The following is a 12528-nucleotide window of genomic DNA, read 5'->3' on the forward strand; positions in this document are numbered from 1 at the left end:
GATGTCCTCAGGCTTTAGGCGTGTAGAAAGGGTTGCTGATCTGGTTGACCACGTCCGCCAGTTGCGCGGTGTACGGCGTGCCGGTGAGGGCTGCGCGGATCGCGGTGCGGCAGGCGTTGTAGTTGTTCAGGTAGACGGCATCGAGGTCGTCGCAGGCCGGGTTGACCCAGTTGGCGGTGACGATGGCCCACTCGTCTTCGGCCTCGGCCGGCAAAGTGCCGTCCAGCAACGCTTCGAGCACGGCCTTGGCGATCCCGGCCTGGGACGCGCCCCAGGTGGCGTTGCCGTGCAGGTCGCTGCCGATCGCGGCCTTGTTGACGTAGAGGGTCATGGGCTTGACCGGGATGTTCGGCTGGGCGATCACCATGAACGGGCAATGCCCTTGGCTGGGAGACGCCAGGCTGTTGGCGAACGCCTGGCCGGCCGGGCCGTTGCGCGGGCCGATCAGGATATTGATGTGGGCCGCGTTGACGCCAGGGCCTTCAAAGCCTTCGCCGATGTACAGATCCAGTGTTTTCATTTCGCAAACGCTCTTTGTTGTTATGGGGAGCTGGTTGGCGATTTTTTAGCACTGGCGCTGAGGGCGGGCGTAACCATTAAAAGTCATGGGGCTGTGAGTTTTTCTCATGCCCCCGGGAAAGCACGCTCCATCTTGATGATCTCGATGCAAACCGGGCTGTTGCCACGGCTGAAGGTGCCCTCGCCAATCTTGCGAAAGCCGCTCGCGGCATAGAATTTTTCGGCGGTGAGGGTCGCCTCCAGATACGCCTTGGCATGACCGGCGGCTTCGATGCGCGCCAGCGCTTCGCGAAGCAGGCGAGCCCCTACGCCCTGCCCGGCGGCCTGGCCACGCACAAACAGTTTGCTGACTTCGTGGCCATCGATTTCCACGAACCCCTGGATCACGTCCGTGCAGGCCAGCCACACATTGCCGGCGACGATTGCCTCGCGGTACGTCTCGGGCGAGCGGCCATCCAGCCACATGTTGATCTGAGTGGGGCCGTAATCGGCGTGGCAGAGGCTTTCGACGGAGTCTTTATGCACGTGGAAAATGCCTTCGGCGTCTTCCAGACAGGCGGCGCGGATCAATAAATGGCTCATTCCCTTGAGGTCCTGATTCGGGTCAATAATCCCGGTCTTTATAGCTGACCCACGTCACGCCAGCCACTCGAGAGCGCACATCTTGTGCGTTGACCATCTTTGTTACACACCATATAGTGTGCCCACAAACAGAACAGACCACTACATAGTGTGCAGAATCGATATTTACCGACCACACTACGCGCAGTATTTCAATGCCTAGTAGCCTGCAAATTACATATTTTTGGACGGGTTCACACGCCGTCAGAACAGACCAGGAAGGAGTATTTCAATGCTGAGTTGGGATGAAGTCGACAACGAAGACACCGGTGCAGCGGTGATCAAGGGCGCCAACGCCGGCCACGCCAGTGAAGCCAACATGGACCGCCTGGATGGCGCAGGCGCCGCCGCCGCGCTGGAAGCGCGCAACGTGACGGCCAACGACTCCGCCGCGATCATCCGCGCCAAGGCCGCCCTCGACAAACTCGACGTCGCCGAAGGCCTCGCCGAGCTGGAAGGCTCCGCCGCCCGCGTCGCCGTTGACGAAAAGCGCATGATCAACTGCCGCGCCGACCTCAACCAACTCGTGCCCTTCAAGTACGACTGGGCCTGGCAGAAGTACCTCGACGGCTGCGCCAACCACTGGATGCCGCAAGAGGTCAACATGACCGCCGACATCGCCCTGTGGAAAAACCCCGAAGGCCTGACCGACGACGAACGTCGCATCGTCATGCGCAACCTGGGCTTCTTCTCCACCGCCGACTCGCTGGTCGCCAACAACCTGGTCCTGGCCGTGTACCGCCTGATCACCAACCCGGAGTGCCGCCAGTACATCCTGCGCCAGGCCTTCGAGGAAGCGATCCACACCCACGCCTATCAGTACTGCATCGAATCGCTGGCCATGGATGAAGGCGAGATCTTCAACATGTACCACGAGATCCCATCGGTCGCGAAAAAAGCCGCCTGGGGCCTGAAATACACCCGTTCGATCTCCGATCCGAAGTTCGAAACCGGCACCGTCGAGACTGACAAGGAGCTGCTGCGCAACCTGGTCGCCTACTACTGCGTCCTGGAAGGCATCTTCTTCTACTGCGGTTTTACCCAGATCCTGTCGATGGGCCGCCGCAACAAAATGACCGGCGTCGCCGAGCAGTTCCAGTACATCCTGCGCGATGAGTCGATGCATCTGAACTTCGGTATCGATGTGATCAACCAGATCAAAATCGAAAACCCACACTTGTGGGATGCCGAGATGAAGGAAGAAGCGACCCAGATGATCCTGCAAGGGACTCAGCTGGAAATCGAATACGCGCGTGACACCATGCCGCGCGGCGTGTTGGGCATGAACGCGGCGATGATGGAGGACTACCTCAAGTTCATCGCCAACCGTCGCCTGTCGCAGATTGGCTTGAAGGAAGAGTATCCAGGAACAACCAACCCGTTCCCGTGGATGAGCGAGATCATGGACTTGAAGAAAGAGAAGAACTTCTTCGAGACCCGTGTGATCGAGTACCAGACTGGCGGTGCGTTGAGCTGGGATTGATTGATCTTGTAGACGCTATCGCCGGCAAGCCGGCGATAGCGCCCTGAATACGGCCATCGCTCCTCAGTTGGAAACCTGTTCCAGGAAGATCAACTTCAACGGCTCGCTGAGCAGCTCATCCGCCGTCGCGGCAAACCGCTGAAAGTATGGCGTCGCAAAATGCGCATCGAGTGCCGCCTGGTCCTTGAACGCTTCACGCATGTAGAACGTGCCGGGTTCGTCCCGCAGTTCATACAGCACATAGTCAAGGTTGCCGGGTTCTGTGCGCGTAGGCTGCACCAGCGCCAACAAGCCTTCCTTGAGCGCCTGTTGTTTGCCTGGCTTGGCCTTGAGGACTGCGATCGATACCAGCGGTTTGTTCATGACGGTAGCTCCGTTAGAGGGCGGACTTGCGGAGACGCTGCTCGCAACGGCAATCATCACTGCGCAGAGCCAGTATCCCAGGGGTTTGAGGGTGGGTTTCATGATCGGTACTCGGTGTGGAATGCGCCCATCTTTGCCCGCTCAGCCACAAAGAAAAACCGACAAAACGCGCTAACACTTTCATCACCAGATTGAAAATGAGCCCACGTTTTCTTGATTAGAAAAGCAGTCGCTATTTATGCCCAATCAAACCATCAAGACGCCCTGCGTCGGCCTGTGCTCTACCGTCTACGGTGACCTGGTCTGCCGGGGGTGCAAGCGTTATCACCATGAAGTCATCCAGTGGAATGGCTACAACGCCGATGAAAAGCAGGCGGTGTGGCTGCGCCTGGAACAACTGTTGGTGCAGGTGATGGCCAGCAAGCTCGAAGTGCTTGACCCGCAGCGCCTTCGCCAGCAACTGGAAGACCGCAAGATTCGCTTCATGCCGCATCAGTCGCCGTATTGCTGGGCCTACCAGCTGATTGCGCGGGGTGCGCGGGTGATCTCCAAGCTGGATGCGTATGGCCTGGCGTTGCTGCCGGAGTTTCGCGAGCGCAGCCTGGCGGATTTGCGCGATGCGATTGACCGCGAGTTTTTCCTGCTGTCCGAGGCGCATTACGAGCGGTATATCGCCCCGGTCTTCTTGAAAGAAGCGTTTGGGCCGGCCCTGATCGCCACCCTCTGACCAACACCGCTGCCCCGTAGGAGCCCGGCTGGCCGGCGATGCGCGCGCAAGATCGTCATCGCCGGCCAGCCGGGCTCCTGCAGGTTCAGCGGGTCCAGGAAGCTTCGCGTTCCGCCTGCAGGCCGTACCGCTCAATCGCCTGCTGGCACACCTGCGGCTGCAGGCTCCCCAGCTCCACCAACGCCGTCAGCGCTGCCAGCACCAGGTGATGGCGGTCCACTTCAAAGAAATCGCGCAACGCCGCCCGCGTATCACTGCGCCCGAAGCCATCGGTGCCGAGCACGGTGTAGCGCGAGTCCAGGTACGAGCCAATCATCTGCGGCAATGCGCGCACGTAGTCAGACACCGCGATCACCGGCGCGCCGGTAGGCAGGCAATCCGCGAGGTGGCTGCTGCGTGCGGCTTCCTGCGGGTGCAGGCGGTTCCAGCGTTCCACCTCGCGCGCCTCACGCGCCAGCTCGCTGAAACTGGTCACGCTGAACACTTCGCTGGTCACCTGCCAATCGTCTGCCAGCAACTGCGCCGCAGCCTGCGCCTCACGCACCAGCGTGCCCGCACCGAGCAGGCGCACCTGGGCGCCGGCGGTGCCTTGCAGGCGATACAGGCCCTTGATGATCGCCGCTTCAACCCCTTCCGGCAGGGTCGGCTGCGGGTAGTTTTCGTTCATCAGGGTCACGTAGTAGAACTCGTCCACGTCGTGCTCCAGCATCTGGTGCATGCCGTGGTCGAGGATCACTGCAAATTCACCGGCAAATGCCGGGTCATAGGCGCGGCAATTCGGCACGGTGGCGGCCGTGAGGTGGCTGCTGCCGTCCTGGTGCTGCAGGCCTTCGCCGCCGAGGGTGGTGCGCCCGGCCGTGGCGCCGAGCAGGAAACCGCGGGCACGCTGGTCGGCGGCGGCCCAGATCAGGTCACCCACGCGCTGGAAGCCGAACATCGAGTAATAGATGTAGAACGGCAACATGCGCAGGCCATGCACCGAGTAGCTGGTGGCCGCTGCGACCCAGGAGCTGATGGCGCTGGCTTCGCTGATGCCTTCCTCCAGGATCTGCCCGTCCGTGGCCTCGCGGTAGCTGAGGATCGAGCCGATGTCTTCCGGCTCGTAGCGCTGGCCGACGCTGGAATAGATGCCGATCTGCTTGAACAGGTTGGCCATGCCGAAGGTGCGCGCCTCATCCGCCACAATCGGCACGATGCGCGGGCCCAGCGCCTTGTCCTTGAGCAGCTGGGTGAGCATGCGCACGAAGGCCATGGTGGTGGACATTTCCTTGCCGTCGGCCGCTGTGGCGAAACCAGCATAGCCCGCCATGGGCGGGATGCTCACCGGCGCAGCAAGCTGACTGCGGCTGGGCACATAACCGCCCAGGGCCTTGCGCCGCTGATGCAGATAACGCAATTCCAGGCTGTCGTCCTCGGGCTTGAAGAAGCTCAGCGACTCGGCCTGTTCATCACTCAGCGGCAACTGGAAGCGATTGCGAAAGGCGATCAGCGCCTCGCGATCAAGCTTCTTCTGCTGGTGCGTAGTCATCTTGCCCTGCCCCGCCTCGCCCATGCCGAAGCCCTTTTTGGTCTGGGCGAGGATCACCGTGGGCTTGCCCTTGACGCGGCGCGCGGCGTGGTAGGCGGCGTGGATCTTGACCATGTCGTGGCCGCCGCGCTTGAGACGGTCGATCTGTTCGTCGCTCATGCCCTCGACCAGCCTGGCCAAGGCTTCGCTCTGGCCAAAGAAGTGTTCGCGGTTGTAGGCACCGTCCTTGGCGGCGAAGGTCTGGAATTGCCCATCGACGGTGTTCGACAGCGTATCGACCAGCGAGCCGTCGACGTCCTTGGCGAGCAAGGCATCCCAATCCGAACCCCAGACCAGCTTGATCACGTTCCAGCCGGCGCCGCCGAACAATGCCTCCAGTTCGTCGATGATGCGCCCGTTGCCGCGCACCGGCCCGTCGAGCCGCTGCAGGTTGCAGTTGACCACCCACGTCAGGTTATCCAAGCCTTCGCGCGCGGCCAGGGTCAGCGCAGACATGCTTTCCGGCTCGTCCATCTCACCGTCGCCGAACACGCCCCACACGTGGCGGTCGGTGGTGTCCTGCAAGCCGCGATGCTGCAGGTAGCGCATAAAGCGCGCCTGGAAAATCGAGCTGATCGGGCCAATGCCCATGGAGCCGGTGGGGAACTGCCAGAAGTCCGGCATCAACCACGGGTGCGGATAGCTGGAGAGCCCGCGCGCACCGGCTTTTGGCCCGCCGAGTTCCTGCCGATAGTGGGCCAGGTCGCCCTCGTTCAGACGCCCCTCGAGAAACGCACGCGCATAGATGCCCGGCGCGGAATGCGGTTGGTAGAACACCAGGTCGCCGCCAAACCCATCGTTGCGGGCACGAAAAAAGTGGTTGAAGCCCACTTCGAACAAATCTGCCGCACTGGCGTAGCTGGCAATGTGGCCGCCGAGTTCGCCATACGCCTGGTTGGCGCGCACCACCATGGCCAGCGCGTTCCAGCGCACCAGCGAGGCCAGGCGCTCTTCCGTCGCGAGGTCACCGGGGAACGCCGGCTGCTGCTCGACGCTGATGCTGTTGATGTAGGGCGTGCCGTGGCGCGGAGTCCAGTCGATGTGCGGCGCACTGGCGTCGCGGGCCAGCAGGTCGAGGATCTGGCGGGCGCGCTCGGGCCCGGCGTTAGCGACCAGCGAGGCCAGGGCATCGCGCCACTCGTCCTGCTCCAACTGATCCGTGGCTGTGTGATTGACTGCACTCGCGAAACCGTTCATGGGCACCTCCGGGATTTTTTCCAGTTTATGTGGGTGCCGGAGGATTTTTTGCCTGTTATCAGGCGCAGATAGCAGAATTTTGAGCATGAATCACTGCCAATCCTGGTTTTACCAGCACGTTGTGCTCAGCCAACCCGCAAGCCCGCAAGTGTGTTTAAAATGCCGCCCGCTCAATGACTGACGTTTAACGATGACCCCAGACGCCCTCGCCACCCTGCACGCCCACCTGCTCACTGCCCTCGCCACTCCACCGAGTGAAACCCGGCGCCTGTTCCACGGCCGTGGCCGTTGCTGGCCGGGCCTGGAACAATTGACTGTGGACTGGCTGCAAGGCGTGCTGCTGGTCGCGCTGTTCAAGGAGCCCGAGGCCGCGCACCTGCAGGCCTTGAAACACCTGCTGCAGGCTGAGTTCGGTACCCATGCCATTGCCCTGCAACACCGCTACCTGCCGCACAGCACCACCGAATGGCTGGCGGGCGACGCTGTCGACGAGAAGGTGATTACCGAAGGCGGGCTGCGCTACCTGATCGACCTGGGTAAAAAACAGAATAGCGGGCTGTTCCTCGACATGCGCTACGGGCGCAACTGGGTGCGCGAACAGGCCAAGGGCCAGCGCGTGCTCAACCTGTTTGCCTACACCTGCGGGTTTTCCGTGGCGGCCATCGAAGGCGGCGCCGATCATGTGGTGAACCTGGACATGGCGCGTGGCGCGCTCAGCCGTGGCCGCGACAACCATCGCCTGAATGGTCACGACCTGAGCAAGGTCAGCTTCCTGGGCCACGACCTGTTCAAGTCCTGGGCCAAGGTCACCAACTGCGGCCCCTATGACCTGGTGATCATCGACCCGCCGTCGTTCCAGAAAGGCAGCTTTTTGCTGACCAAGGACTACCAGCGCGTGCTGCGTCGCCTGCCGGACTTGCTGACGCCACAGGGCACGGTGCTGGCGTGCATGAACGACCCGGCCTTCGGCGAAGACTTCCTGATCGACGGCGTAACCCGCGAAGCACCGGGCCTGCGCTTTGTCGAGCGGCTGCAGAATCCGCCGGAATTTCCGGATATCGACCCACAAAGCGGCTTGAAGGCCCTGGTGTTCCACCAGGGTTGATGCCGAAACGTCCTACGCTTGCTACGCTAAGCAATACACCGGGGCGGTGAACCTTATCCCCCCCTTCCCGGTCGATACCTGCATTCCCCGGCCAGACCCGACGGTGTCACACCGTCGGCTGCCCCGTTTCACCTTTTGGAGAACCGCCCGTGATATCGACCCTGCATGTAGCCAGACTCAAAGCCTGGGGCGCCCACGGCTTTACCGCCACCGGCGTGGTACTGGCCTTCCTGGCCACCCTGGCGCTGCTGGAAAACTCGCCCAAGGCCTGCCTGCTCTGGCTCGGCTTCGCGCTGGTAGTGGATGGCGTCGATGGCTCCCTGGCGCGACGGGTCAATGTCAGCACGGTGCTGCCCAGCTTCGACGGCTCGGTGCTGGACCTGGTGATCGATTACCTCACCTACGTGTTTATCCCGGCACTGTTTATCTACCGCTATATCGACCTGCCGGAATTTACTCACCTGTTCACGGTGTCGGTGATCCTGGTGTCGTCGCTGTTCTGCTTCTGCAACGTGAACATGAAGAGCAAGGACAACTACTTCGTCGGCTTCCCCGCCGCCTGGAACGTGGTGGCGCTGTGCGTGTACATCATCCAGCCGGAAGCCTGGGTGACCTTGCTGACGGTGATCGGCCTGGCACTGCTGACCGTGACCCCGATGAAGTTCCTGCACCCGTTCCGGGTCAAGCGGTTTATGCCGATCAACATCGCAGTCACCACTATCTGGCTGCTGTGCAGCTTTTTGATGGTGATGGATTACCCGAATACCAACCCGTGGACATTTGGGTTGTGGTCGTTGATGTCGGCGTACTTCCTCGGGATTTGTATCTGGCGTACGGCGCTGGAGTGGCTGGGCAACCACAAATAGCCGCGCCAACACCAGTCATTTGCAGGGGCCGGCTTGTCGGCGATTGCGGTTCGTCAGCTCCAGAGAGAGTGGCTGATGTTGCGCTATCGCCGGCGAGCCGGCTCCTACATTTGGATCTGTGTACAGCAGGCAGGTAAGATGCAGGCCTTCGGTGTAGCCCCTTCGCTGCGCCCTTCCAAGAATAAGCCCTGCCATGCCCTTCGAACTCAGCGTTGACCTGACCACCCTCGCCATTCTCGCCGTCGTTGCCTTTATCGCCGGTTTCATCGACGCCATCGCCGGCGGCGGTGGCCTGCTGACCACGCCGGCACTGCTCACCGCCGGCATGCCGCCACACCTGGTACTGGGCACCAACAAGCTCAGTTCCACCTTCGGCTCCGCCACCGCCAGTTTCACCTTTTACCGGCGCAAGCTGTTCCACCCGCGCCAGTGGGTGCATGCCATCGTCGGGACGTTGATCGGCGCCCTCACCGGTGCCGTGGTCGCGCACTACCTGCCTGCCGAAACCCTGAACAAGATGCTCCCGGTGATTGTGTTCGGCTGCGGCCTGTACCTGTTGTTCGGCGGCACGCCCAAGGCGCCGCTGGACGCCGATGCGCCGATCAAGAAGAAATGGCAATCCACCCAGGGCTTTGGCCTGGGCTTCTATGATGGCGTGGCCGGACCCGGCACCGGGGCGTTCTGGACCGTCAGCACGATGCTGTTGCACCCCATCGACCTGGTGAAGGCCAGCGGCGTGGCGCGCAGCATGAACTTTGTCAGCAACGCGGCGGCGCTGTCAGTGTTTATCTTCAATGGCTCGGTGGACTGGATCGTCGGCCTGGTCATGGGCATCTCGGTGATGGGCGGCGCGTTTTTTGGCGCACGCAGCGCTATCAGCGGCGGCGCCAAATTCATTCGCCCGGTGTTTATCACCGTGGTGCTCGGGCTGACAGTGCGCCTAGCCTGGCAACACTGGTTCAGCGTGGCCTAGGCGCCGAGCCACATAGAGGTCGATCAGGTAACGCGCAATCGAACGTGACGCCGGCAGCGGCGGCAGGTCGTGGATGTTGAACCACTGCGCGTCCTCGATCTCGTCGGCCTGGGGCACGATGTCGCCGCCGGCGTACTCGGCGTGGAACCCCAGCATCATCGAATGCGGGAACGGCCAGCACTGGCTGCCCTGGTACTCGATATTCTTGACCTCGACCTGCACTTCCTCGCGAACTTCGCGGATCAGGCAGTCTTCGGCCGACTCGCCCGGCTCGGCAAACCCTGCCAGCGTGCTGTAGACACCGGTCACAAAACGCGGCGAACGCGCCAGCAGGATTTCGTCGCCACGCGTCACCAGCACAATCATGCTCGGCGAGATCCGTGGATAGCTGCGCAGGTCGCAGGCCTGGCAAAACATCGCCCGTTCCCGTGGCACCTGGACCATCGCCTGGCCACAACTGCCGCAGAAACGGTGTTCGCGCGCCCAGGTACCGATCTGCGCGGCGTAGCCGAGCACTTTGTACAGGGTGTGATCGCCTTGCAGCATGAAGCCGCGCAGGCCTTGCCAGCTGCAGTCGGGCACTTGCGCCGCCGCGTCGAGTTCCAGCAGGTACACCGGTTCGCCATCAAGGTGACCGATGCCGTGTTCGGCGAACACAGCAAGGTCCTGGCGCTTGAGCCATTCCCGGGGGAACAGCGGGCCGTTGGCATCATGCAAAAAGCCGTCGCGGCTGCGGGCGACGGCCCAGCCGCCAGGGGCGTCGTTGTCCAGCAGCGTTGTGGTAATCCAGCCTGGGGTCATGTCAGTCAATCCACGAATTCGGGTTTCTGCTTACTCATATGGGCCGCAATGGCCACGCGCAGGTCGTTGGATTGCAACATAGCCGAGTTCCAGGTGGCAACGTATTCCAGACCATCATTGACCGTATGGTCACGCATGTAGCTGATCATCGCCTTGGTGCCGGTCACCGCAATCGGCGACTTGGCGGCGATTTCATGCGCGATTTCGAAGACTCCGGCCAGCAGACTGTCCTGATCGGCATACACCCGGTTGACCAGGCCGATGCTGCGCGCTTCCTCGGCGCCGAACTGGCGGCCGGTGTAGGCCAGCTCGCGCAACATGCCGTCGCCGATAATGCGCGGCAGGCGCTGCAGGGTGCCGACGTCGGCGGCCATGCCGATGTCGATTTCCTTGATCGAGAACTGCGCGCCCTCGGCGGCGTAACGCATGTCGCAGGCGCTGATCAGGTCGATGGCGCCGCCGATGCAGTAACCCTGGATCGCCGCCAGTACCGGTTTGCGGCAGTTGTCGACGGCGTTGAATGAGGCTTGCAGCTCGAAGATCTTGCGGCGCAGCAAGCGTGCGTTGCGCCCCACATCCTTGCCGAATTCATTGGCGACCGAAGCCAGCATCATCAGGTCGATACCCGAGGAGAAATGCTTGCCGGCACCACTGAGCACCACCGCGCGGACGGCGTCGGTGTCTTCGATCCATTGGAAAATGTCGATGATCTCGGTCCAGAACGCGGCGTTCATCGCGTTGATCTTTTCCGGGCGGTTGATCTGCACATGGGCAACGTTGCCGGTGAGTTCGACGACAAAAGCTTGGTATTCGGACATGGCAGTGATCCCTGACTGGCGAGTGATAAGGCCCGAACTATAACAAGGGTACGCCACGGCGCATCGGCCAAAACCGGGACTGGCAAAGGTAATGGAATGTTGTGAGGACGCGCTGCGTGCAGTGCCGATACATTTCATCCGTAAGGCCCGGTTTATCGGCTATACAATCAGGGCCACTGCCTGGAGCCGCCTATGCCGACCACGTTTCGCTCATCCTTGATCCTGGCCCTGGTGGTCGTGCTGACCGGCATCGGTGCCGGCTTGGGCGGGATGCTCCTGGCGTTGCTGCTGCATGGCATCCAGCACCTGGCTTACGGCTACAGCCTCGACAGCCTGGTCAGCCATGCAACCTTTTTATCCGGCGTGACCGCTGCAGCGCCCGAACGGCGCCTGCTGGTGCTGGTGGTGTGCGGGCTGGTCGCGGGGCTGGGCTGGTGGACGCTTTATCGCTACGGCCGCCCGCTGGTGAGCATCCGGCAGGCGGTGTCCGAGAAGATGCCGATCATGCCGCCCAAGACCACCCTCGCCCACGCCTTGCTGCAGATCATCACCGTGGCCCTCGGCTCGCCGCTGGGGCGTGAAGTGGCGCCGCGTGAAGTCGGTGCGCTGGCGGCGACGTGGTTGTCGCAGCGGGCGCGGCTGGAACCGCACATGCATCGCCTGATCGTCGCCTGCGGTGCAGGGGCCGGATTGGCGGCGGTGTACAACGTGCCATTGGGCGGCGCGGTGTTTGTGCTGGAGGTGCTGGTGGGCGCGTTCAGCTGGCCGGCGGCGATCATCGCCCTGGCCACCTCGGCGATTGGCGCGGCGGTGGCCTGGGTCGGGCTGGGTGCCGAATCGCAGTACGTGGTGCCGCACTTTGTGCTGAGCCCGACATTGATCGCCTGGGCGCTGGTGTGCGGCCCGGTGTTCGGCGTGGCGGCGTATGGCTTCACCCGCCTGACCGGTGCGGCGCGGGCCAACGCCGCGCGCGGCTGGCGCCTGCCGGTGTGGTCATTGATCAACTTCACCCTGATCGGCGGCCTGGCAATGCTGCTGCCGCAGATCCTCGGCAATGGCAAAGGCCCGGCGCAACTGGGTTTCGACAATGAACTGACGATCGGCCTGGCGGCGCTGTTGCTGCTGGTCAAGGTGTTGATCACCACCAGCAGCCTGCGCGCCGGCGCCGAGGGTGGCCTGCTGACGCCGGGCCTGGCGAATGGCGCGCTGCTGGCGATCATCCTCGGTGGCGCCTGGAGCCTGGCCTGGCCCGGCGTGCCGCTGGGCGCGTTCGCGATCATCGGCGCCGCAGCGTTCCTGGCCGCGAGCATGAGCATGCCGCTGACCGCGATCGTGCTGGTGGCGGAATTCACCCGCATCGACCATGACTTCCTGGTGCCGATCATTCTGGCGGTAGTGGGCGCGGTGTGCGTGAGCAAACTGTGCCAGCGGTTCGGGTAAAAACCCTGCAAACCGCTGGATAAAAACCGCCTCAAGCGCCATCCTTTG

12 protein-coding genes are annotated in these 12528 nt (G+C 62.5%); 6 read left to right on the forward strand and 6 right to left on the reverse strand.

What is annotated here, in order from left to right:
* Positions 1 to 7 precede the first annotated feature (7 nt).
* Both fae and C9990_RS17440 read right to left on the reverse strand, forming a co-directional pair.
* The gene (gene fae, locus C9990_RS17435) at positions 8 to 520 is read right to left on the reverse strand and encodes a formaldehyde-activating enzyme (protein ID WP_065906694.1); all 513 of its coding nucleotides are present in this window, start codon (positions 518 to 520) and stop codon (positions 8 to 10) included.
* A gap of 104 nt (positions 521 to 624) precedes the next feature.
* Complete coding sequence (locus C9990_RS17440) at positions 625 to 1101, reverse strand: GNAT family N-acetyltransferase (protein ID WP_106804103.1); 477 nt, start codon at positions 1099 to 1101, stop codon at positions 625 to 627.
* A 271-nt stretch (positions 1102 to 1372) separates the two neighbouring features.
* Here C9990_RS17440 and C9990_RS17445 point away from each other — a divergent pair, with 271 nt between their 5' ends.
* Positions 1373 to 2623: a ribonucleotide-diphosphate reductase subunit beta gene (locus tag C9990_RS17445; RefSeq protein ID WP_005788524.1), complete on the forward strand. Its 1251-nt coding sequence runs from the start codon at positions 1373 to 1375 to the stop codon at positions 2621 to 2623.
* Positions 2624 to 2686: 63 nt separating this feature from the next.
* On the opposite strand, the gene C9990_RS17450 is transcribed toward C9990_RS17445, so the two are convergent.
* Positions 2687 to 2986: a putative quinol monooxygenase gene (locus tag C9990_RS17450; RefSeq protein ID WP_106804104.1), complete on the reverse strand. Its 300-nt coding sequence runs from the start codon at positions 2984 to 2986 to the stop codon at positions 2687 to 2689.
* A 238-nt stretch (positions 2987 to 3224) separates the two neighbouring features.
* Between C9990_RS17450 and C9990_RS17455 the strand changes: the two genes are divergently transcribed.
* Complete coding sequence (locus tag C9990_RS17455) at positions 3225 to 3713, forward strand: DUF1289 domain-containing protein (RefSeq protein WP_106804105.1); 489 nt, start codon at positions 3225 to 3227, stop codon at positions 3711 to 3713.
* An 85-nt stretch (positions 3714 to 3798) separates the two neighbouring features.
* Here C9990_RS17455 and mdeB read toward each other — a convergent pair whose 3' ends face one another.
* On the reverse strand, positions 3799 to 6477 hold the full coding sequence (gene mdeB / locus C9990_RS17460; protein ID WP_106804106.1) for an alpha-ketoglutarate dehydrogenase: 2679 nt from the start codon (positions 6475 to 6477) through the stop codon (positions 3799 to 3801).
* Between the two features lie 190 nt (positions 6478 to 6667).
* Between mdeB and C9990_RS17465 the strand changes: the two genes are divergently transcribed.
* The 3 genes from C9990_RS17465 (at position 6668) to C9990_RS17475 (ending at position 9421) form a co-directional block, all read left to right on the forward strand.
* Positions 6668 to 7582, forward strand: coding sequence for a class I SAM-dependent methyltransferase (locus C9990_RS17465; protein ID WP_106804107.1), 915 nt, complete (start codon positions 6668 to 6670; stop codon positions 7580 to 7582).
* Between the two features lie 149 nt (positions 7583 to 7731).
* Positions 7732 to 8448 carry a phosphatidylcholine synthase gene (gene pcsA / locus C9990_RS17470; RefSeq protein WP_065906682.1) on the forward strand — a complete coding sequence of 239 codons (717 nt, stop codon included), beginning with the start codon at positions 7732 to 7734 and terminating at the stop codon, positions 8446 to 8448.
* Positions 8449 to 8641: 193 nt separating this feature from the next.
* Entirely contained in the window at positions 8642 to 9421 is a 780-nt protein-coding gene (locus C9990_RS17475) for a TSUP family transporter (protein ID WP_106804108.1), read from the forward strand.
* On the opposite strand, the gene nudC is transcribed toward C9990_RS17475, so the two are convergent.
* Positions 9389 to 10222, reverse strand: a complete 834-nt coding sequence (gene nudC, locus C9990_RS17480; RefSeq protein WP_065906678.1) for an NAD(+) diphosphatase — start codon at positions 10220 to 10222, stop codon at positions 9389 to 9391. The two genes, C9990_RS17475 and nudC, sit on opposite strands and share 33 nt — an antisense overlap.
* Positions 10223 to 10227: 5 nt before the next feature.
* The gene (locus C9990_RS17485) at positions 10228 to 11040 is read right to left on the reverse strand and encodes a crotonase/enoyl-CoA hydratase family protein (RefSeq protein ID WP_106804109.1); all 813 of its coding nucleotides are present in this window, start codon (positions 11038 to 11040) and stop codon (positions 10228 to 10230) included.
* 192 nt (positions 11041 to 11232) lie between these two features.
* On the opposite strand from C9990_RS17485, the gene C9990_RS17490 reads away from it, so the two are divergent.
* On the forward strand, positions 11233 to 12480 hold the full coding sequence (locus tag C9990_RS17490) for a chloride channel protein (RefSeq protein WP_106804110.1): 1248 nt from the start codon (positions 11233 to 11235) through the stop codon (positions 12478 to 12480).
* Positions 12481 to 12528: the final 48 nt, after the last annotated feature.

This window comes from Pseudomonas sp. S5D5 (genome assembly GCF_003013355.1).
GTDB classification, from domain to species: domain Bacteria; phylum Pseudomonadota; class Gammaproteobacteria; order Pseudomonadales; family Pseudomonadaceae; genus Aquipseudomonas; species Aquipseudomonas aylmerensis.